23 protein-coding genes are annotated in these 21,607 nt (G+C 69.2%); 21 read left to right on the top strand and 2 right to left on the bottom strand.

Features of this window, described 5'->3' with window-relative positions:
* Position 1: 1 nt before the first annotated feature.
* Both flgK and KIH74_RS20980 read right to left on the bottom strand, forming a co-directional pair.
* On the bottom strand, positions 2-1,423 hold the full coding sequence (flgK, locus tag KIH74_RS20985) for a flagellar hook-associated protein FlgK (RefSeq protein WP_214157723.1): 1,422 nt from the start codon (positions 1,421-1,423) through the stop codon (positions 2-4).
* 4 nt (positions 1,424-1,427) lie between these two features.
* Positions 1,428-1,925 carry a flagellar protein FlgN gene (locus KIH74_RS20980; protein WP_214157721.1) on the bottom strand — a complete coding sequence of 166 codons (498 nt, stop codon included), beginning with the start codon at positions 1,923-1,925 and terminating at the stop codon, positions 1,428-1,430.
* Positions 1,926-2,311: 386 nt separating this feature from the next.
* On the opposite strand from KIH74_RS20980, the gene KIH74_RS20975 reads away from it, so the two are divergent.
* From KIH74_RS20975 to KIH74_RS20875, 21 genes are all read left to right on the top strand, one after another.
* Complete coding sequence (locus KIH74_RS20975) at positions 2,312-3,226, top strand: sigma-70 family RNA polymerase sigma factor (protein WP_214157719.1); 915 nt, start codon at positions 2,312-2,314, stop codon at positions 3,224-3,226.
* 140 nt (positions 3,227-3,366) lie between these two features.
* Entirely contained in the window at positions 3,367-4,203 is an 837-nt protein-coding gene (locus KIH74_RS20970; protein ID WP_214157718.1) for a flagellin N-terminal helical domain-containing protein, read from the top strand.
* 134 nt (positions 4,204-4,337) lie between these two features.
* Entirely contained in the window at positions 4,338-6,203 is a 1,866-nt protein-coding gene (fliD, locus tag KIH74_RS20965; RefSeq protein ID WP_214157717.1) for a flagellar filament capping protein FliD, read from the top strand.
* Between the two features lie 80 nt (positions 6,204-6,283).
* The gene (gene fliS, locus KIH74_RS20960; RefSeq protein ID WP_214157715.1) at positions 6,284-6,685 is read left to right on the top strand and encodes a flagellar export chaperone FliS; all 402 of its coding nucleotides are present in this window, start codon (positions 6,284-6,286) and stop codon (positions 6,683-6,685) included.
* Positions 6,686-6,690: 5 nt separating this feature from the next.
* Complete coding sequence (locus KIH74_RS20955) at positions 6,691-7,023, top strand: hypothetical protein (protein WP_214157714.1); 333 nt, start codon at positions 6,691-6,693, stop codon at positions 7,021-7,023.
* Between the two features lie 329 nt (positions 7,024-7,352).
* Positions 7,353-7,757 (top strand): flagellar basal body rod protein FlgB, encoded by a 405-nt coding sequence (locus KIH74_RS20950; protein WP_214157713.1) that lies wholly within the window; start codon positions 7,353-7,355, stop codon positions 7,755-7,757.
* 1 nt (position 7,758) lies between these two features.
* Positions 7,759-8,157, top strand: coding sequence for a flagellar basal body rod protein FlgC (flgC, locus tag KIH74_RS20945; RefSeq protein WP_214157712.1), 399 nt, complete (start codon positions 7,759-7,761; stop codon positions 8,155-8,157).
* Between the two features lies 1 nt (position 8,158).
* Positions 8,159-8,557, top strand: a complete 399-nt coding sequence (gene fliE, locus KIH74_RS20940; RefSeq protein WP_214157711.1) for a flagellar hook-basal body complex protein FliE — start codon at positions 8,159-8,161, stop codon at positions 8,555-8,557.
* Entirely contained in the window at positions 8,554-10,149 is a 1,596-nt protein-coding gene (fliF, locus tag KIH74_RS20935) for a flagellar basal-body MS-ring/collar protein FliF (protein WP_214157710.1), read from the top strand. Before fliE ends, fliF begins: the two co-directional genes overlap by 4 nt.
* 6 nt (positions 10,150-10,155) lie before the next feature.
* Positions 10,156-11,175: a flagellar motor switch protein FliG gene (gene fliG / locus KIH74_RS20930; RefSeq protein ID WP_214157709.1), complete on the top strand. Its 1,020-nt coding sequence runs from the start codon at positions 10,156-10,158 to the stop codon at positions 11,173-11,175.
* The gene (locus KIH74_RS37870; protein ID WP_214157708.1) at positions 11,176-11,862 is read left to right on the top strand and encodes a FliH/SctL family protein; all 687 of its coding nucleotides are present in this window, start codon (positions 11,176-11,178) and stop codon (positions 11,860-11,862) included.
* A complete protein-coding gene (locus KIH74_RS20920) occupies positions 11,859-13,184 on the top strand; it encodes a FliI/YscN family ATPase (RefSeq protein ID WP_214157707.1) in 1,326 nt (441 codons plus the stop codon). Before KIH74_RS37870 ends, KIH74_RS20920 begins: the two co-directional genes overlap by 4 nt.
* Positions 13,181-13,636 carry a flagellar export protein FliJ gene (gene fliJ / locus KIH74_RS20915; protein WP_214157705.1) on the top strand — a complete coding sequence of 152 codons (456 nt, stop codon included), beginning with the start codon at positions 13,181-13,183 and terminating at the stop codon, positions 13,634-13,636. The genes KIH74_RS20920 and fliJ overlap by 4 nt, the downstream gene beginning before the upstream one ends.
* Positions 13,633-14,652 carry an NlpC/P60 family protein gene (locus tag KIH74_RS20910; protein WP_214157704.1) on the top strand — a complete coding sequence of 340 codons (1,020 nt, stop codon included), beginning with the start codon at positions 13,633-13,635 and terminating at the stop codon, positions 14,650-14,652. The genes fliJ and KIH74_RS20910 overlap by 4 nt, the downstream gene beginning before the upstream one ends.
* The gene (locus tag KIH74_RS37865) at positions 14,649-16,664 is read left to right on the top strand and encodes a flagellar hook-length control protein FliK (RefSeq protein ID WP_214157702.1); all 2,016 of its coding nucleotides are present in this window, start codon (positions 14,649-14,651) and stop codon (positions 16,662-16,664) included. Before KIH74_RS20910 ends, KIH74_RS37865 begins: the two co-directional genes overlap by 4 nt.
* 15 nt (positions 16,665-16,679) lie before the next feature.
* A complete protein-coding gene (locus KIH74_RS20900; RefSeq protein WP_214157701.1) occupies positions 16,680-17,240 on the top strand; it encodes a flagellar hook assembly protein FlgD in 561 nt (186 codons plus the stop codon).
* A gap of 49 nt (positions 17,241-17,289) precedes the next feature.
* Positions 17,290-18,498, top strand: coding sequence for a flagellar hook protein FlgE (locus KIH74_RS20895; RefSeq protein WP_214157699.1), 1,209 nt, complete (start codon positions 17,290-17,292; stop codon positions 18,496-18,498).
* A gap of 464 nt (positions 18,499-18,962) precedes the next feature.
* Positions 18,963-19,286: a flagellar FlbD family protein gene (locus KIH74_RS20890; protein WP_214157697.1), complete on the top strand. Its 324-nt coding sequence runs from the start codon at positions 18,963-18,965 to the stop codon at positions 19,284-19,286.
* A 4-nt stretch (positions 19,287-19,290) separates the two neighbouring features.
* Positions 19,291-20,064, top strand: coding sequence for a motility protein A (locus tag KIH74_RS20885; RefSeq protein ID WP_214157696.1), 774 nt, complete (start codon positions 19,291-19,293; stop codon positions 20,062-20,064).
* Positions 20,064-20,975 carry a flagellar motor protein MotB gene (locus tag KIH74_RS20880; RefSeq protein ID WP_214157694.1) on the top strand — a complete coding sequence of 304 codons (912 nt, stop codon included), beginning with the start codon at positions 20,064-20,066 and terminating at the stop codon, positions 20,973-20,975. Before KIH74_RS20885 ends, KIH74_RS20880 begins: the two co-directional genes overlap by 1 nt.
* 23 nt (positions 20,976-20,998) lie before the next feature.
* Positions 20,999-21,577, top strand: coding sequence for a flagellar basal body-associated FliL family protein (locus tag KIH74_RS20875; protein ID WP_214157693.1), 579 nt, complete (start codon positions 20,999-21,001; stop codon positions 21,575-21,577).
* Positions 21,578-21,607: the final 30 nt, after the last annotated feature.

Raw genomic sequence — 21,607 nt, 5'->3', positions numbered from 1 at the left:
GTCACACCATTCCGATCAGAGACTGGAGCATTTCGTCGGCCGCCGAGATCACCCGGGCATTCGCCTGGAACGAGCGCTGGAAGAGGATCATGTTGGTGAGCTCCTCGTTCAGGTCCACGCCCGACTCGGAGTCCACCGCCGACTGCGCCGTGGCCACGATGCCGGTCTGCGAGTCGATGGCCGTGTTGAGACCCTGGAGCTGGGTACCGATCTGGGTGACCATGCCGGAGTAGACCGACTGCGGCGCGGTCGCGCCGCCGAGCGCCTCCGAGATCACGCTCGGGTTCACCAGCCGGCCGATCCCGCGGGCGTTCGACCCGTCGGTGGAGGGACCACTCACCGACGAGACAGCCAGTTCATCGGCCGAAGTCACCGCGACCGTGAGCCCCGCGGCACCCTCACCGGTGAAGAAGTCCCCACCCGGAGTACCGTCGAGCGTGTAACCGGCCGAGTGCCGGGCGTTCACGGCGTCACGAATGCCGTTCGCCACGGTGTCCAGGGTCTCGCTGATCCGGGGCAGGTCGGTGTTCAGCGCCGACAGCACGCCGGCCGCCTGGCCGCCTGCCGGGTTGGCCCGCACCGAGCCGACCAGCAGCCCGGGCGGGTTGTCGACGGCGTTCTCCAGGGTGGACGAGCCGGTCACCGACATCAGGTTGTAGGCGTTGCCCTGCACCAGGGTGACGCCGGAGACCGAGACCTGCACCGAGCCGTCGGACTGGTTGATCGAGGTCGCGCCGGTCAGCCGGACGATGTCGGTGATCGCCGTGTCCCGTTGGTCGAGAAGGGCATTCACGTTGTCGCCGCCGGCCGTGCCCTGGATGATGCGCTGGTTCAGCTCGGCGATCTTCAGCACCGACGCGTTCACCTGCTCGACGATGCCGGTGAGATTCGTGTACTGGTTGCCGAATTCGGCCGAGACACCGTCGGACAGCGTCTTCAGGCCGGCGGCCAGGCTGGCACCGTCCTGGATCACCACGGCCGCGGAGGCGCCGTTGATGGCGGCGGCACCGTTCGTGGTGCTGACCGTCGGGTTGTTCCCGAGATCGGTCCAGGCCTGATAGAACTCGGTCATCGTGTTCTGGAGGCCGATGTCGCTCGGCTCCTGGAGCAGACCCTGCACGTTGTCGAGCGGGGCCGCCTGTGCCTCGAGCGCTTCCTGCTTGCCCACGGCACTGTTCAGCGCGGCCTGCTTGAACGCGCTGGAGATCCGTTCGACGCCGGTGACCTTGACGCCCATGAACTGTTCGCTGTGCCCGGTGTAGACGTTGGCCGCACCGGGCGTGGTCTGCTGACTCTGGAGGACCGCCCGCTGGCGGACGTATCCGGGAGTGCTCGCGTTGGCGATGTTCTGGCTGATCACGTTCAGCGCCTGCTGAGACGCCTGCAACCCGGTCAGTCCGTTGCCCAGGATGTTGAAGCTCATGAATTCACAGCACCCGATCGATGACGGCGGGCAGACGCCCGGCTACTGAGTCGGCATGGCCGGTCGCGTCGTAACCCACCGCCTGGTGGGGGGACAGCGAACCGAGGGAGTTCATCGCAGCCTCGACCAGCGCCATGCCGCTGCTGATCATCGACTTGTTGGCATCGGCCAGGGCATGCAGCTCGGCGGTGAGCGCGATCAGGGCGGCCCGGTGCTCCAGCAGCACGCCGGTCCACGGCGGCTGGGCCGCGGCGGCCAGGTCGGACAGCCCGCTGCCGGCCGGCAGGCCGACCTCGGCGGCGGCCCGGTCGGCGGCCTCACCGCGCTGGAGCTCCAGCACCTGGAGGTCCTCGACCACGGTCTCCACCTCGGACACCGCGAACGCGATCCGGTTCATCCGGCCGGCGGCGAGCAGCAGCTGCTCGCACTCCAGGCGGTAGCAAAGCCGCTCGATCAGCTCTCGCTGTCGCCAGAGCACCGCGGCGAGATCGGGAAGGCTCATCGGGAGGTCTCCAAAAGGGTTCCGACGGCTGTTACTTCGGACGACTGGTTCGGTGGGGCACAGCAACTCGTTCGGCATCCGCCACCGGATGCTGACGGGTGCCCCACGGGATTCACCCGTCCGGCGGCTTTTCACGGACCGCCCGCGGACGCTGCGCTGTCGCTCACCCCACCGATGGGCCCAGGCCGTCACCCGGCCGGAGCACCCACGGCCGGGTGCTTGCAAAGCCTGTCGGCATCCGGCGGGCGGACCTGAGCCCTGATTCGCCGCTTCGGCCGGGCGGGATCCTCCGGCGTTGCTCCGTCCGGGCTGCTCCGTCCGGGTGCAATGCCGGAAAACGCCTGTCCGGCAGTCGAGCTGGGCCGCTTCGCGGTCGAAAAGCAACCGTGGCCGATCTTCTGAACTCCCCCCAGACGCCCGGGAAGCCCACCTCCCCCCGTTCGGCGGCCGAGGTCGAGGCCCTGGTGCGTGAGCACCTGCCGTTGGTGGGTTACATCGCCCGGGAGACCTCGTCCCGCCTGCCGCGGCACCTGGACTCCGACGACCTGACCGGGGCCGGGGCGCTGGCCCTGGTGCAGGCCGCCCAGGCGTTCGATCCCAGCCTGGGAGTGCCGTTCGCCCGGTTCGCGAACACCCGGATCCGTGGCGCGATGATCGACCAGATGCGACAGCGCGACTGGGCCACCCGGTCGCTGCGCAGCCGGGCCCGGGCCCTGGCCTCCACCTCGGAGGCGCTCACCGTGGCTCTCGGCCGCACGCCGCTGGACAGTGAGCTGGCGGCGGCCTCGGGTCTGACCGAGAGCGAGATCGGCGAGATCCGGGGCGGTCAGGACCGGGCCTCGCTGCTGTCGCTGGACTCGTTCACCCCCGAGGGCGAGGGTCTGGCCGCCACCCTGCGCGATCCGGCGCCGCAGCCGGAGGACGCCCTGGTGGCCGCCGAGCGGGTGGGCTATCTGCGCGACGCCATCGCCGAGCTGCCGCAGCGGCTGCGGATGGTGGTCAGCGGGTACTACCTGGAGCAGCGGCCGCTGACCGAGCTCGCGGCGCAGCTGAACGTGACCCAGTCCCGGGTCTCGCAGTTGCGGGCCGAGGGCCTGGAACTGTTGCGGGAAGCCCTGTCCCGTCTGCTGGAGGCCGACGCCAAGGCCGGTGCCGGCGCGTCCAGCAAGGCTTCGCAGGGTGCCCGCGGACGACGCCGGGACGCCTATGTGGACGCGGTCGCCCGGCGCTCCTCGGTGAACAGCCGGGTGGACGTGGGGCGTTACCTCTCGGCCAACTCGGATGTCGACGCCCGTCTTTAACACAGTGGTGCGGGCGCCGTCCGGGGGTCAGCAAAAAGACCTCCGGAAACCCTTCAAGCCACCGGCACCGGAGCCGATGGGGAAAACGTGCCGGTCCACGGATGGATCGGTAACCGGACCCGATCCAAGGAGGACACATAATGGGTCTCTACGTCACCAGCAACGTTGCCGCCCTCAACGCGTACCGGAACCTGAGCGCCACCCAGACCAGCCAGAGCAGCTCGCTGGAGAAGCTGTCCAGCGGCTACCGGATCAACAAGGCCGCCGACGACGCGGCCGGTCTGGCGATCTCTCAGGGCCTCCAGTCGCAGATCGGCGGCCTCGGCGTTGCTGTCCGAAACGCTCAGGACGCCATCAGCGTCGTCCAGACCGCCGACGGGGCGCTCAACGAGACGCAGGCCATCCTTCAGCGTATGCGTAACCTGGCCGTTCAGGCTGCTTCCGGTGGTTCTCAGGGCGCCAACGCCCAGGCCGCCTCGCAGACCGAATTCGCCCAGCTCCAGTCGGAAATCGACCGGATCGCCTCGACGACCAACTTCAACGGTCAGAACCTGCTGGACGGCACCTACACCGGTACCTTCCAGATCGGGGCGAACAACACGGCCAACGACCGGATCACGGCCGACCTCACCGGAACCGCGATGACCACCACCGGACTGGCCATCGACTCCGGCACGGTCAGCGTCACGGACACGGCGTCCGCCCAGGCGGCGATCGACGCCATCGACGCCGCACTGAACACCGTGTCCACCACCCGAGCCACGCTCGGTGCTTACCAGAACCGTTTCCAGCACACGGTGAACAACCTGAACGTGTCGGTGGAGAACCTGACCGCCTCCAACGCCCGTATCCAGGACACCGACATGGCTTCGGAGATGGTGAGCTTCACGCAGGCGCAGATCCTGTCGCAGGCCGGCACCGCCATGCTGGCGCAGGCCAACCAGCAGCCGCAGAGCATCCTCAAGCTGCTGCAGTGATTCCGGACCGGGTGGCGTCGAAACTGGCGCCACCCGGCTCTCTTTCACATCGCTGACGACGGGCCGGGCAGAGTCCCTGCCCGGCCCGCCGTCGCATGCCTAGCCGTCGCACTGCGCACAGGAAGACCGAACCCATGACCCAGCCCATCACCATCGGTGGACTTTCGTCCAACCTGGACACCAAGTCGATCATCGACAAACTGGTGCAGGTCCAGGGGAACTCGCAGGTCCTGCTCCAGAAGCGCCAGACCGCCCAGAACGATGCGATCAGCGCCTACAGCTCCATGCTCGGCAACATCGGCTCACTGGTCACCCAGGTCGACTCACTGGCCAAGACCAGCAGCTGGGCCACCACTTCCGCCACCTCGTCGGTGAGTTCGGTGACCGCCACCGCGACCGGCAGCGTGGCGAACTCGCTGAGCTTCGACGTCACCAAGGTCGCCGCCGCCCACACCCTGATCTCCAACGGCTCGGTGAACTCGCTCGGGGCCACCGTCGCGACGGGCAGCACCATCAGCCTGGCCAAGAGCGACGGCACCAGCACCAACATCAACGTGGGTACCGGCTCACTGAGCGAGGTGGTCTCCGCGATCAACAGCGCGAACGCCGGCATCACGGCGTCCGCGGTGCAGACCTCGCCCGGCAACTACCGCCTCCAGATCGCCGCGACCAACACCGGCGCGGCCTCGTCGTTCACCCTGTCCGGGTTGAGCGGTTTCACCGGCGGTACCGGCACGGACGCGATGAAGACCCTGGTCACCGGCTCGGACGCGTCGATCACGGTGGGCGGCTCGGGCGGCTACACGGTCACCTCGTCGACCAACACCTTCAGCGACGTGGCCCAGGGCCTGTCGTTCACCGTCAGCAAGGTGGAGAGCGGGGTGACGGTCAGCAGCGCGGTGGACACCACCAAGGTGAGTGACCAGGTCTCCGGCATCGTCACCAACATCAACAACCTGCTGAGCTCGATCACCACGAACACTGCCTGGGACGCCAGCTCCAAGAAGGGCGGCCCGCTGCTCGGTGACAGCACCGTGCGGGCTCTCCAGCAGCAGATCCTCAGCACCGTGGCCGGCATGAACGCCCCCGGCCTGTCGGTCACCTCGGGCGGTCAGGTCCAGTTCGACAAGACCACGTTCGACACCGCGTTCAAGTCCGACCCCACCGGCACGATGGCGGCGTACGGCGCGAGCTCGTCGTTCACCGCCGCCAGCGGGGTGGCGGCCAGCGCCACCTACACCAACGCCACCTCGAAGACCGAGGCCGGCACCTACGCCGTGAACATCGACTCGACCGCGAAGGCCGAGCAGTGGCAGGTGATTCCGCCCGGGACCGGCATCGTCGGCCGCACCGTCGCGCTGATGCGCGGCAGCACCACGGTGAAGTACGAGGTGCAGGCCGGTGAGGACGCCACCGCGGCGGCGAGCAAGCTGAACACCATGCTGGCCACGGCCGGCATGGGTATCACGGCGAGCGCCGACAGCTCCGGCAACCTGGTGTTCGCGGCGTCGAACCCGGGCTCGGCCGGCGCCTTCACGGCCACCATCGACGGTGGCGGCACGGCCTCGCAGACCGTGGCCGGTGACGACATCGCCGGCACCATCGACGGCGTCACGGGTAAGGGCATCGGCAACATCCTGACCGTGCCGACCGACTCCGAGAGCGGGGCGGCGGGGCTGTCGGTGCAGGTGAACAGCGCCGCCACCGGGGCCATCGGTGACATCACCTACAAGCCGGGCCTGGCCCAGCAGCTGAGTGGGCTCTTCACCCAGATGAGCGACTCGCAGACCGGAAGCCTGGTGCAGGCCCAGACCACCGCGAAGAACCAGGTGAAGGATCTCCAGACGCAGATCGACGCCTGGACCGACCGGCTCGACGCCTACCGCAGCTCCATCACCGCGAAGTTCACCGCGATGGAGACCTCGCTGTCGGCGTTGAAGACCCAGCAGAGCTCCCTCGCCAGCTTCTTCAACAGCAGTAGTAGCTCGTCGTCCAGCTGATCCACCCGCGGGGCCCGTACCGATCCGGTGCGGGCCCCGCGGTCCAGCTTCTGGCGAAAGCCCCAGGGCAAGGAGTACGAATGCCGAACGGACTGGCCCGGTCGCGTTACGCGGACAACACCGCGCACACGGCCTCCCCGCAGCGTCTGCTGACCATGCTCTACGACCGGCTGATCGGTGACCTGGCGGTCGCCGAGGCGGCGATGCGGACCAACGACCACGCGTCGGTCGGAAGCCGGATCCAGCACGCCCAGGACATCCTCCTGGAGCTGTGGGCGAGCCTCGACACCGCGGCCTGGCCGGAGGGGGAGGGCCTGAAGGCCCTGTACCTGTGGATGGTCAACGAGCTCAACAGCAGCCGTCTGCCACCGCAGCCCGAGCGCATCCTGACCGTGCGGGAGCTGCTGGAACCGTTACGAGACACCTGGAAACAAGCGATGACGCTGGAAGCCTCGTCCACCACACCGTCCCCCGTTGGGTGATGCCCATGACTGCGACCGATTCGGTCCGCGCCGCCAATCAGGAGGCCACGGCCGCCTGGAACGTCTACTTCGACGCCGTCGAGGAATCGATGCACGAGTTCGAGGTGGCCCTGAGCCGGCACAACGTGTTCGACCTGCACCTGGTGCCTCCCCCGCCGGGCCGGCCGCCGGAGTCGTTCCGGCACCGCTCCGAGGAGCTCCAGCGCTGGGTGACGGAGCTGGAGTTCCGGGCCCGCTTCCTGCGCGAGGAGTTCCGCGCCGAGATCTCCCGGATCCGGCCGACCTTCACCCGGGTCTCGGAGGCCCGGGTGGGTTCCACCCTGGACATCAACGGCTGAGAAACCTTGCACCACCACAGCACGGTCGCCCCGCACGGGGTGGCCGTGCTTTCATGCGTTGCGCCGGAGAGGTTTTCGTCGTCCATGGTTGGTGGCACGAGAAACCCGCCGGTGCCGGGACACCCGTCCGGCCCGCACCCGTCCGGCCCTTCCCGGATCCGGCGGAGACCGCCCGGAACCGGACATCCGGCCGCAGGATCCCGGCCGCGTTGGTGCTTTCGGATGAACGGTTTTCACAGGATCGGAGCAGCTCTCAAGGGTGACGCCGCCAGCGTCGAAGCCTGGATCTGAGCATGGACCGCTCTGCAAGCGCCACGGATCGGCGCGTCTTGTCCTTTGACGATTGTGCCCGCGCGTACTGGAAGGGCCGGTTCATCATGTCCCTGCTCGACGACGTCTCGATCGATGCCCTGCACTCGGCCCTGGACGGGCTCTCCCGCCGCCAGCAGGCGATCAGCGACGACATCGCCAACGTCAACACCCCTTATTACCGGGCGCGCTCGGTGGCTTTCGAGGGCCAGCTGAAGCAGGCGCTGATGAACGGGGACGACCCGATGGAGGTCGTCACCCCGACCACCGTCTATTCCGGTGCCGCCGGCGATCTCACCGGCAACAACGTCGACCTGGGCACCGCCTCGGTGAACAGCGTGAAGACCGAGATGAGCTACGAACTGGCCCTGCGCGCGACCGGCGACCGGTTCAGCCTGCTGCGTGCCGCGATCAGGAGCAACTGACATGTTCGAATCTCTCAACATCTCCGGCAGCGGCATGTACGTCCACCAGAACTGGATGGACGCCGTCTCGGACAACATCGCGAACATCAACACCATCCGGCCCAGCAACGAGGCGGCCTTCCAGGCCCGCTACGTGGTGGCGCAGTCGGTGGAGGACGGCAGCGTGGGCGCCGGGGTGCGGGTCGCGGGCGTGGAGCTCGGCGACGACACCGGCCGGCTGGTCTACTCCCCCGGCCATCCCTACGCCGACGCCCAGGGCTACGTGCGGCAGCCAGACATCGACCTGGGCGACCAGATGACCCAGATGGTGATGGCGCAGCGCGGTTACCAGGCCAACACCGCCAACCTCGACCGGGTTCGCGCCGCCTACCAGGCCGCGATCCAGATGGGACGCAGCTGACATGGCCATCGTTCCCGTCACCGCCGTCGGGGTCACCGACCCGAGCGCCGTCACCTCGATCACCAGCCTCTACGACCAGATGTCCGCCGGGCTGGGCTCCGCCGACGTGGGCAGCATCGAGAACGTGTCGGTGCCGGGCGTGAACAGCCTGACCGCCGGCCAGGCCGCCGCCACCCGCAGCGACTCGTTCGGCTCGATGCTGGGCCAGGGGCTCCAGAAGGTGGAGAACCTGGACACCACCGCCCAGACCAAGGCCATCAACGCGGCCACCGGCGATCTCGACGACGTGCACGACTACGTCATCGCCGCGGTGCAGGCGCAGACCGCCGTCGAGCTGACGACGACGCTGCGCAACAAGGCGCTTGAGTCGTTCCAGCAGATCATCGGGATGCAGCTTTGAGCCCTCAGTTCAACGCCAAGGCGGTCACCACCCGGGCCCGCACCTTCGCCAGCGGATTCACCGCCGGCCAGCGCGCCGTCGTGATCGTGGCGGTCCTCGGCCTGCTGCTGGGCGCGTACGCGCTCAGCCGGTATGTCTCACAGCCGGAATGGACGCCGCTGTACGGCGGTCTGTCCGGCGAGGACGCCAGCGCGATCACGGAACAACTGGACTCCGACGGGGTGCCCTACAAGCTCGCCGACCAGGGCTCGGCGATCCTCGTGCCGAAGGAACAGGTGTACGCGGAGCGGATCAAGCTCGCCGCGGCCGGCCTGACCGGCGGCGACGGCAGCGGGGCGGACGGCTGGGCCCTGCTCGACGAGCAAGGCATCACCGCCACCGAGTTCCAGCAGAACGTGGCCTACCAGCGTGCTCTCTCGGGCGAGCTGTCCAAGACGCTGGAGGCGATGGACGGGGTGGAGAACGCGGTGGTGCAGCTGGCCATCCCGGAACCCACGGTGTTCTCCGACGAGCAGGACAACCCGACCGCCGCGGTGCTGCTGAAACTGTCGGCAGGAACCGAGCTGGCCGACAGCCAGGTGCAGGCGATCACCCATCTGGTGGCCGGGTCGGTGGCCAACCTGGACCCGGGCGACGTGACGGTGACCGACCAGGACGGCACCCTGCTGTCCGGCTCGGGCAACGGCGGCGGGGGCGCGGCCTCCGACGCCGGCCAGACCGACGCGCAGACCGCGGCGTTCGAGAAGCGGATGAACGGCGCGGTCGAGGACGTGCTGAATGCCGTTGTCGGGCCGAACAACTCGAAGGTTCAGGTGAACGCCAGCCTGAACTTCGACGCGACCGAGACCACCAGCAAGACCTACAGCCAGTCCACCCCGACCGTGCCCCCGCTGAGCGAGGCGACCGTGAACGAGCAGTACCAGGGCAACGGCGCCAACGCCGGCGGCACCCTGGGCACCATCGTGCCCACGCCGATCGGTTCCGGCGGCACCGGCAGCTACGAGCGCGAGCAGTCCACCGTGAACAACGCGGTGAACGAGAGCGTGGCCAAGGTGCAGCAGGCCCCCGGTCAGGTGGAACGGATGACGGTGGCCGTGGTGCTGAACAGCGAGACCGCCGGTGCGCTGAACACCAGCACCGCGTCACAGCTGGTGTCGAACGCCCTGGGGCTGGACCCGGCCCGTGGCGACAGCGTGCAGGTGAGCGTGCTGCCGTTCGACACCACCGCGGCCGAGGCGGCCAAGAAGGCCCTCGACGAGGCGGCCAGTGCCCAGCGCAACTCGGAGCTGATCACCCTGGCCAAGCAGGTCGGGCTGCTGCTGCTGATCATCATCGCGGTGCTGATCTTCCTGCGCCGGCGCAAGAAGCGGATCCAGGAGGAGGAAGAGGCCAGGATCGAGGCCACCGCCTCCGACCTGCCCGAGGGCACCGTGCTGTCGCCACAGGCCATCGCCGCGAACCAGCAGCTGGCCCTGGCGCAGGAGGCGGACCTGTCCCGGGACCGGATGCGCGACGAGGTCTCCGCCATGGTCGACAACCAGCCCGACGACGTCGCCGCGTTGCTCCAGGGCTGGCTGGCAGAACGGAAGTAACCGCAGATGGCAGTCTCAACCACCAGTGCGCCGCTCTCCGGTCTTCGCAAGGCTGCCATCTTCCTGGTCCAGCTGGGCCAGGAGAAGGCGGCGCGGGTCATGGGGCTGCTGCCCGAGGACCTCGTCGAGGAACTCACCGGCGAGATCGTCCGCCTCAAAGAGGTCAGCAACATCGACGCCGAGGCGGTGCTGTCCGAGGCGCACGACAACCTGGCGGCCAGCTCCGGCGCCCGGGGCGGCATGGACCTGGCCCGGCAGCTGCTGGCCCAGAGCCTGGGCAGCGACCGGGCCGAAGAGATCATGGAACGGCTCGGCGCGTCGCTGGCCGAGATGCCGTTCGAGGGCATCCGCAAGGCGGACGCCCGGCAGCTGCTGTCGTTCCTCGCGGACGAGCACCCGCAGACCATCGCGCTGGTGCTGGCTCACCTGGCCCCGCAGCAGTCCGCGGTGGTGCTGTCCGGCCTGGCACAGAGTCTTCAGGCCAAGGTGGCCTTCCGGATCGCCTCGATGGAACCCGCCAGCCCGGATGTGATCCGGCTGGTGGAACGGGAACTCGAGCGGCGGATGACCACGGTGCTGGGCCCGCAGGAGATGTCGACGGTCGGTGGTGTGGAGCCGCTGGTCGCGATCATCAACCGGGCCGACCGGTCGACGGAGCGGATGATCCTGGAGGGCCTGGAGACGGTCGACCAGGAGCTGGCCGACACGGTGCGGTCGAAGATGTTCATCTTCGAGGACATCCTCACGCTCGACGACAAGGCGATCCAGCTGGTGCTGCGCAACGTGCAGGGCAGCGACCTGGCCCTGGCCCTCAAGGGCGTCAGCCCGATGGTCAAGGACAAGATCACCCGCAACCTGTCCAGCCGGGCCGCGGAGAACCTGGTCGAGGAGATCGACCTGCTCGGCGCGGTGCGGATCAAGCAGGTCGAGGAGGCTCAGGCGAAGGTGGTCCAGGAGATCCGGGCCCTGGAGCAGACCGGCCAGATCCTCATCCAGCGCAGCGACGAGGAAGCGATGGTGGAGTAGATGGCGCTCAGATCCGTCTCCAGCCCGGTGCTCTCGTCCGACGAGGCGCGCGCGGCGGTGCGGCCGGCCCAGCTCGACCGGCCGCTGCACCGCGGCACACCGGGCGCTCAGTTCAGCGACCCGAAGCTGGAGCAGGCTGTGCGGGCCGCGGCCGACCAGGCCCGCACGGACGCCCAGGCCCAGGGGTACCTGGCCGGCTGGGCGCAGGGCCGGCAGGCCGCAGCCGAGGAGAACCTGGCGGTGCGGGCCACGCAGCTGGAGGAGACCCAGCAGCTGCGGGCCGAACTGGCGCACCGGGCGGAGGATCTCATGGTGGCGCTGCGCGAGGCGGCGCGGCAGGTGCACGAGGCCACGCTGCCGGACTGGAACGAGGTGGCCGACGCGCTCACCGACGGTGCGCTGCGTCTGGCGAAAGCCGCTCTGGGACGCGAGATGAGCACCGTCGACGAGTCGGTGGAGCAGGCCGTGCGCACGGCGGTGCGGCAGGTGTCCGCCTCCGACGAGGCGGTGGTGCACCTGAACCCGGACGACGCCGAGACGCTCGGCCAGGCCGGCGTGGAGGGGGTGCGGATCGTGCCCGACCCGGAGCTCGCCCCCGGCAGCGTCACCGTGCTCACCCCCACCCAGCGGCTGCGGCACGACCTGCCGGCCGCGCTGGCCGCGGCCGAAGAGGTGCTGCGCTCGTGAGCTCTTCGCTGGCGGCGGAACTGCGCGAGCGGCTCGGGGCCGCCGCGCACGCGGCCGCGCCCGGGGTGGAGGGCCGGGTCGGCGAGGTGATCGGCCTGGGCATCGGGGTGCTCGGGCTGTCCGCGGCCGTCAACGAGCTGCTCACCATCGAGACCCGGGCCGGGCAGCTGCCCGCCCAGGTGATCGCCGTGCAGCGGGACGGCGTCACCGCGATGCCGCTAGGCGCCACCGCGGGGGTGGCGGCCGGTGACCCGGTGCGGCGCACGGGCGATCAGCTGCGGGTGCCGGCCGGTTACGGGATGCTGGACCGGATCATCGACGCTCTCGGCCGGCCGATCGACGGCAAGCCGAAACCCACCGGGGTGAACTGGGTCCCGGTGGAGAACTCGGCGCCCAACCCGCTGCTGCGGCGGCGGGTGGAAGACGCCCTGCCCACCGGTGTGCGGGCCATCGACACCCTGATCCCGGTCGGGGCCGGGCAGCGCGTGGGCATCATGGCCGGCAGCGGCGTGGGCAAGTCGACCCTGCTGGGCATGGCGGTGCGCGGCACCGTCGCCCCGGTGCGGGTGGTTGCACTGGTCGGCGAACGTGGCCGCGAGGTGCGGGAATTCATCGAGGACACGCTCGACGCCAAGGCCCGTAGCCGCACCGTGCTGGTGGTGGCCACGGCCGACGACCCGGCCCTGTTGCGGGTCACCGCCGCCTTCACCGCCACCCGGATCGCCGAGTGGTTCCGCGACCAGGGCGAGGACGTCCTGCTGGTGGTCGACTCGGTGACCCGGACCGCGATGGCGCAGCGGGAGGTGGCCCTGGCCGCCGGGGAACCACCGGCCACCCGCGGCTACCCGGCCAGCGTGTTCGCCATGCTGCCGCGTCTGCTGGAGCGTTCCGGGCCCGGCCAGAACGGTTCCATCACGGCGCTCTACACCGTGCTGGTGGAGGGCGACGACCTTCAGGACCCGATCGGCGACACGGTGCGGGGCATCTTGGACGGGCACGTGGTGCTCTCCCGGGATCTGGCCACCGCCGGGCATTTTCCGAGTATCGACGTGCTGGAGTCGGTGTCCAGGGTGGAGCGCGCGATCCTCAGTGAGGAGGACCGCCAGCTGGCGCTCACCCTGCGGCGGCTGATGGCGTCGTGGCGGGACGTGCGCGAACTGGTCGAGGTGGGTGCCTACGTCAGCGGCAGCGACCCGGTGGCGGACGCCGCGATCCGGTTGCGTCCGGCCATCGACAACTTCCTGAGACAGCGCCCGGACGAAGCGATTCCGGTGCAGCAGTCGTGGACCGAGCTGGCCGGGCTGCTCCAGGTGAAGCGATGAGCCCGGCGAAGAAGTTCCGGCTGGCCACGGTGGAGCGGCTGCGCGGGAAGCGGCTGGAGGAGGCCGCCCAGGCCCTGCACACGGCACAGACCGCGGTGCGCGAGGCCGAGGCGCGGCGTGACGACCTGGTGCACCGGCTCCAGGAGCAGCGCCATGGCGAGACCACCGCCTACGAGCTGGAACTGGAGGCGGTCTACCGCTTCCGGCTGCGCGGGGACCTGGCCGAGGTGGAGCACGAACTGGCCAAGCTGACCATCGTTCTGGAGCAGCGCCGCGAGACCTGGTTGCAGGCCCGGGCCGAGGTGCGCGCCGTCGGCATGCTGCACGACCGGTACCGCGAGGAGCGGGCCCAGGCCCGGCAGCGGGCCGAGCAACGCGAGATGGACGAACGGGCCGGATCCGGCCGGCGGATGCCGGCCGCGGCGTCCGGCAACGACTCTGGGGGTTCATGATGTCCGATGGCATGAGCGCGGTGCTCAGCCGGATCGGCCAGATCGAGGCGCTGATCAATCCACGGCCGGTGAACGCCACCTCGTCCACCTCGAAGACCGCACCGGTCTCGAAGACGACCGGCAGCACCGGTTCCACCGATTTCTCCGATCTGCTCGACACCGTCACCGGCGGCACACCGGTGGACGACGGGAAGCGGGTCAGGAGCCCGTCGTCGTCCACCAGCCTTGCCGACCGCGCGATCTCGATCGCGCAGCGGTACCTGGGTGTGCCGTACCGCTGGGGCGGCAACGACGCGAGCACCGGGCTGGACTGCTCCGGGCTGACCAAGCTGGTGTTCGGCCAGTTGGGTATCGACCTGCCGCGCAGCAGCGCGGCACAGGCTACGGTCGGTACCAGGGTGTCGTCGATGGCCGCGGCCGAGCCGGGTGACCTGGTGTTCTTCGGTTCGCCGGTGCACCATGTGGGCATCTACCTGGGCGACGGCAAGATGATCGACGCGCCCAAGGCGGGTGACGAGGTGCGCATCCGTGACGTGTACGAGAAGCCGAGCCAGATCCGGCGGGTGCTGAACGACACCTCGTCGTCCGACCCGGTGGCCGACACACTGCGGCAGCTCACCGGATCGTCACCGCTCGGATCCACGCCCTACGCCAACCTTTTCACCGCGGCGGGCAAGAAGTACGGCATCGACCCGGCCCTGCTGTCGGCCGTGGCCCGCACCGAGAGCAACTACAACGCCTCGGCGAAGAGCCCGGCCGGGGCGCTCGGCCTGATGCAGATCATGCCGGGCACCGCGCGCGAGCTCGGGGTGGACCCGATGGTGCCGCGCCAGGCCGTGGACGGTGCGGCGCGCCTGCTGTCCGACCACATCCGCACCTTCGGCCGGGTCGATCTGGCCCTGGCCGCCTACAACGCCGGGCCCGGTGCGGTCCGGAAGTACGACGGGGTACCGCCTTACACCGAAACCGAGAACTATGTCCGACGAGTACAGAAAGCTTGGGGGCAACTGCGATGACCGCTTCGGCAAACTTCTCCAGTTCGATCGAGGCCCTGCTCGACACGGCCGGAAGCCGCACACTTTTCCGCAACGACAAGGCATTTGCCAGTGAACGCGCGATGCAGTTCGAGAAGCAGCTGACCGCGGCGCGCAGCTCGAACAGCGACCAGGTGCTCCAGCGGCAGAACGCCGCCGAGCGTGCCGCCCAGGACGCGGCACGCCGGCGCACCGCCGGGGCCCGGGACCGGGCCGAGGAACTGGCCGACGACCTCGCGGACGAGCGGGAGCGTCAGGAGGCGGCCGAAAAGGCTCGCCGCAAGGGGGAGAACGGGATCCAGGTGGACCAGGGCGCGGACCAGCAGCTGTACCACCCGGTCGGTGACGACGACGCGGCGACCGCCGCGGACGACGGCCAGGACGCGACCGGGATGTCATTGCTGGCACAGATTCTCGCGGCCGAGGCGGCCGCGGCCCAGCAGATCGCGCAGGCGCTGGCCGGTGGCTCGGCCGGTTCCTCCGGCTCGGGCGGCTCGGGCGGGCTGCCCACGGTGGCCTCGATCGAGACCACCTCCGGCCCGGAGGGCGTGCACACCCGCCTGTCCATCGAGATGGCCATGGGGACCGGCGCCGCGGGGGTGGACTCCGAGCTCACCGCCGAGCAGAAGAACCTGCTCGCATCACTTCTCGGCATGGACGCCGATTCCGCGGCCGGACAGGCCGGAGGAACGGTGGCGGCCGGGCAGGCGAACGGCGCACTGCCGGCCGGTGCCCAGGTGACCACGGGGCAGGCCGACCCGGCAGCCTCGGCATCGGATGCGGTGGCCGCCGAGCTGGCCGGGGCTGCGGGGCGTGGGCTGAACCAGGGTTCCGCGGCCGGTTCCGCCGCCGAGGCCGGGCAGGCCGCCCAGGCGGCTGCCCAGACCGCCGCGCAGACGGCCGCGCAGACCGGAAAGGCCGGGGAAGCCGCTCAGGCCGCTGCCCAGACCGCTGCGCAGACGGCTTCACAGACGGCCGCCCAGACGGCTGCTCAGACGGCGAAGACCCAGCAGAACGCCAGCACCGGTGCCACTTCGGGCGTCACCGGTTCGAGCGGCAGCACGGCGAACCGGATCATGGTGAACGGCCAGTGGATGAACGGCACCGACGCCGCCGACGCGATCTCCGGGAAGTCCACCGGCACCGGCGCTTCCGGTGCCTCCGGCGGTTCGGGGACGACGGACGGCACCACCGGGGCCGTCGCCGCGCCGATGCCTGACCGGATCATGGTCAACGGGCAGTGGATGAACGGCAGTGACGCCGCGGCGGCGATCAAGGCCGGTTCGGCGGTCGCCGGCACCACCGGGACGACCGGGACTGGCGCCGAGGCCGACGCCCAGGCCGACGGTCAGAGCGACGGCCAGGCGGGTACCGGCAGCACCGGCGCCACCTCCGGGACCGGCACCGCGCAGAGCACGGACGGCTCGCGGACCACCGCGGCCGCCGACGCCTTCAGCAGCCAGCTCAGCCAGGTGCAGCAGAACCAGCAGGCCCAGCAGACGCAGCAGGCCAACGCGGTGACCGGCACCGGCTACAGCACGGCCGCCGCCGAGAGCGTGGCCGAGCAGGTGGGCCAGCAGCTCGCCGCGCAGTTGCGGACGCTGCGGGAAGGCAGTCACCGGGCGGTGATCCACCTGTCCCCCGAGGAACTGGGCGACGTGACGGTGACCCTCTCGGTGCACCGCGGCGACGTGCGGCTCGACCTGGTCGCGGCCCCGGCCGCGCTGAGCCAGCTCCAGTCCGGGCTGGACGACCTGCGCAACCAGATGAACCAGTCCGGGCTGAACCTGGCCGACGTGTCGATGCAGGCCAGCGCCGACGCCTCGACCACGGGCGGCGGCAGCTCGTCGCAGTCCGGCTACCAACCGGGGTTCACCGGGGGCGGTTCGGCGGGTGGCTACACCGCGCCGACCACGCTGCCGGCACCCACCACCCCCGCCACTCCGACCACCACCGCGACGACCGGTGACGCCAACGTCGACGTCCTGATCTGATCCAGGAGGAGAACCATGGCCGCACCGATCGGCAACATCAAGGACATCCAGGCCGGCAATCAGGTGGCCGACACCGAGACCCGGTCCCGAGCCACCAACAGCACCACGTCGGACAAGGACATGTTCCTGAAACTGCTGCTGGCGCAGATGAAGTACCAGGACCCGATGAACCCGACCGACTCCGCCCAGTACCTCTCCCAGATGGCGCAGTTCACCACGGTGGAGAAGCTGGAGGCGATGGTGACCAACACCGGGAGCCTGCTGTCGGCCAGCCAGATGCAGACCGCGCTGGGCATGGTCGGCGCCACGGTGGAGTACGGCGTGGGCGAGAAGGCGGCGTCCGGTGTGGTCACCGGCATCGCCATGGTGGACGGCTCGCCGCAGCTGCTCGTCAACGGCTCCACCAAGGTCCCGCTCACCGAGCTGACCAGCGTGAAGATGGCCGGAACCAGCACGCCACCGACGGATCCCGAGGACCCCGAGGACCCGGACGCGTCCCAGAAGGCCGCCACCGTGACCCCTTCCGCGAGCCCTTCCGCCAGCCCCTCAGTGACCGACCCGACCGGAACGATCTGATTCGCCGTCCCGGTTCCGCTTCTCCCCCGACCGAACCTGGAGGTCCGGCATGCTCCGTTCACTGTTCTCCGGTATCAGTGGCCTGAAGGCCCATCAGCAGATGATGGACGTGGTCAGCAACAACATCGCCAACGTCAACACGGCCGGGTACAAGACCTCGACGGTGGTTTTCGAAGACACCCTGAGCCAGCTTCTGCGGGCCGCCGGCGCCTCGACCGCGACCAGCGGTGGTCTCGACCCGACCCAGATCGGCTTGGGCGTGAAACTCGCTGCCGTGCAGCAGAACTTCGAGCAGGGCGCCACGCAGATCACGAACAAGTCGACCGACCTGAAGATCGAGGGCGACGGCTTCTTCGTGCTGGACGACGGTGGCCTCCAGGTGTACTCCCGGGCCGGCGCCTTCACCCTGGACAACGACGGTTACCTGGTCAACCCGAACGGCATGTACGTGCAGGGTTACCAGGCCGTGGACGGCGAGATCAGCGCCTACGGACAGCTTTCCAAGCTGAAGCTCCAGGCCGGCCTGAGCATTCCGGGATCGGCCACCACCACCGTCTCACTGGGCGGCAACCTCGACCCGACGGGTGACGACGTGCTCACCGTCACCCCGACCGTGTACGACGAGGGCGGTGCGGCCTACGCGGTGCCGATCCGGCTGACGCCGAACAACCCGGCGGACGGCAACTACAACATCGAGATCCTCGACCCGACCAACAACGCCACCGTGCTCGCCACCGGCACCGTCGGTTTCGACAACGCCGGGCAGTTCGACGCCGGATCCTCCACGAACCCGATCAATTTCACGGTGAACGGGTCGAGCATGAACCTCGACCTCACTCAGTTCACCGGTTACGCCGGGCTGAGCTCACCGGCCCAGAAGTCGGTGGACGGCTACGCGGCCGGCACATTGAACGAGTTCCAGATCGGCACCGACGGCATCATCACCGGTATCTTCAGCAACGGCCAGAAGCAGGCCCTCGGGCAGGTCGCCCTGGCCACGTTCAACAACGTGAACGGCCTGGAGAAGCAGGGCGACAGCGTGTACCGCGACACCGCCAACTCCGGTCTGCCGGAGATCGGCATCCCGGGTGCCGGCGGCCACGGCCTGATCACCGGTGGGGCCCTGGAGATGTCGAACGTCGACCTGGCGGCCGAGTTCACCAACATGATCATCGCCCAGCGCGGTTTCCAGGCGAACTCGAAGGTGATCACGACCAGCGACGACATCCTTCAGGAACTGGTCAACATCAAGAGGTAGGGCTCGTGGCCGAGGGCCACCGGTCGTGGACCGGTGGCCCTCCGTCGCGTCCGGGTGGCCCGTGCGGTCCGCGGACGCCGACCCTGCCTGGCCGGCCCTCGCAGGCTCTTCGGCATTGCGCGGCCCGGCGGTGGCGACGCGGGAGGCCTTCTTCGTTTTGACACCACCCTGGGGCCGATGGTGGTGTCAAAAAGCAACACCCCGCCCCGCTCGCCACGGATGGGCGTCTGCCGGTGGCGGCCGAAAGTGATTCCCCGTTCGGCGGTTCGACCGTACGGCCCCCGGTCACCGCGCACAACGGGGCGTCCCGCCCGAAGCGGGCGCCACTTTCTGTGAAACGGCCGGTGTTTCGTCGCCCGACCGGAGCAGCCTGCCCCCGATTGTCTCAATCCCCGGCCGGGGGTGCCGAACATCGAGTACGGGGCCACTGGACGGCCCCCACGACTCCAAGGACGGATCTTCGCGTGATCATTGTGACCCGACTGGGTAACGGAGTATCCATTGCGGTGAACCCCGACCTGATCGAGCGCGCCGAAGCGACGCCCGACACCGTCATCACGCTGGTGGACGGCCACAAGCTGGTGGTCGAGGAACCGCTGCCGCGGCTGGTCGAACTGGTCCGGGCCTGGCGCGCCTCGGTCGCCGCCGAGGCCATTACCCTCGCCCGGTTCGACGACGCCGCCGGGCCCGGCTCACCGAATGCAGCGGACGACGCCTCAGCGGCCGATCGCTCCGCCCACGAATCGACTTTCGGCCGGGTCCTGCGGCTGCCGTCACGGGAGGTCTGACCGCATGGATCTGGCTGCAATCATCGGCGTCGTCATCGCCATGGCGGCGATCTTCGTCTCGATGATCCTCGAGGGCTCCAGCCCGATGGCGATCTTCCTGATCCCCCCGATCCTGCTGGTGATCGTCGGTAGTCTCGGCGCCTGCCTGGGCAGTGGCACGGTCGCCTCGATGATGACCGGCTTCAAATGGCTGTCCTACTCGTTCACCGCCAAGCCGCCGAGCAACGAGGAGATCGTCGACCCGCTGGTCAAGATGGCCGAAAAGGCACGTCGAGAAGGACTTCTCTCCCTGGAGTCCGAGATGGACTCGATCGAGGACCCGTTCATGTCGCGCGGCCTCCAGATGGCGGTCGACGGCACCGACCCGGACGACCTGTACGACATCCTGATGGCCGAGGTGAAGGCGAAGAAGGCGTCCGCCGCGATCGGCGCCGCGTTCTGGACCGACGCCGGCGGTTACGCACCGACCATCGGCATCGTCGGTACCGTCATCGGTCTGATCCACGTGCTCGAGAACCTCAGTGAGCCGGAGAGTCTCGGCCATCTGATCGCGGCGGCGTTCGTCGCCACCCTGTGGGGCGTCATGTCGGCCAACGTCATGTTCCTGCCCTGGGGCAAGCGGATCAAGTACCTCGCGGCTCTGGAGGCGGCGAAGATGGAACTGGTCATCGACGGTGTGCTGGCGATCCAGGCCGGCTCCAACCCGCGGGTGGTGGCGACCAAGCTGAGGTCGAAGATGACCCCGGCCGGGCCCAAGCAAGTGGAAGAAGCGGCCTGATGAGCGGCGGCGGCAAGCGTCGCGTCGAGCACGAGGAACACGAAGAGCACGAGAACCATGAACGCTGGCTGGTCAGCTACGCCGACATGATGACCCTGCTGATGGTGCTCTTCATCGTGCTCTTCGCGATCAGCCAGGTGGACGAGAAGAAGTTCGCCGAACTGAAGACCGGCCTGGCAACGGGTTTCGGTGCTCCGGCGCAGATTCTCCAGGGCGGCTCGGCCATGCTCACCGCAGGGGGAGCGGTCGCCCCGGACGACCCGAACCTGGCCGGCTCCTCCGGCAACCAGAGCACCGACGGCACGTCCGGCAGCAGCGGCAACCAGGGGTCGGTGGACCCGGAGAAGGTGGCCGAACTGGCGAAGGCCACCGAGGAGGCGGCGGTCGCCAAGGAGGTGAAGAACCTCAAGGAGGCCCGGGACAGGCTGAAGAAGGCGCTGCGGAAGTCCGGCCTGAAGAACGGCGCGACCTTCCGGTTCGACGAGCGCGGCCTGGTGGTCACGATCGCCACCGACAACGTGCTGTTCCGCAGCGGCAGCGACGTGCTCCAGGCGCAGGGCCGGAAGATCCTCAAGGCCCTGGGCCCCACGCTGCGCGCCCTGCCGAACCAGCTGAGCGTGGACGGGCACACCAACTCGATCCCGATCCACACCGCGAAGTTCGCCTCCAACTGGGAGCTTTCCGGGTTCCGGGCCTCGAACGTGCTGCGCTACCTGCACAACCAGGACAAGATCCCGTTCGGCCGGATGACCTTCACCGGTTACGCCGACACCATGCCCCGGCTACCGGCCAGCGACCCGAAGTCGGTGGTGGTGAACCGGCGCGTCGAGATCGTGGTGCTGGCCCGGGTCGACGACTCGGCCGGCCGGGCGGTCGACAACCTGGGCAACACCTCCAGCAGCAGCGACTGACATGACCACAGAAGGAGAGGACCATGGCCAAGGATGACGACAAGGGCGAGGACGACGAAAAGGGTGGTGGCAAGAAGAAGCTCATCATCATCGCGCTGCCCGTCGTCGTTCTGGTGCTCGCCGCCGCCTGGTTCTTCGTGCTCCGGCCGAAGGAGGACGCCTCCGGGGCCGCCGCCGAGCTGCCCGCCCCGACACCGGGCACGGTCGTCGCGCTGGACCCGGTCACGGTGAACCTGTCGGGCAGTCACTACCTCCAGGTGGCCATCGCGCTCCAGCCGACCGCGGACGCCACCGAGACCGACGGCTCGAAGGCCTACAACGAGATCATCAACGTCTTCAGCGGCATGACGATCGACGAGCTGTCCAAGGCCGAGGGCAAGGACGCGGCCAAGAAGGAGCTGGTGGCCCGGATCAAGCTGGCCTACCTGCCCGAGGGCGAGCTGACCGAGGAGGAGATCCAGAAGGCCAACGAGGAGGTCAGTGGCGGCAAGGTGAAGGAGACCGAGGACCTGACCGCCGCACAGGCGGAGAAACGGGCGTCCGAGCTGACCGTGCAGCCCGAGGTCTATGACATCTACTTCACCACCTTCGTCATGCAGTGATCCCCACGACGCCGGAACGCGTGCCGACCC

Origin of the sequence: Kineosporia corallincola (assembly GCF_018499875.1) — a bacterium.
GTDB classification, from domain to species: domain Bacteria; phylum Actinomycetota; class Actinomycetes; order Actinomycetales; family Kineosporiaceae; genus Kineosporia; species Kineosporia corallincola.
Note: the sequence above shows the minus strand (reverse complement) of the source record. Positions and strands in the feature narration are given on the sequence as shown.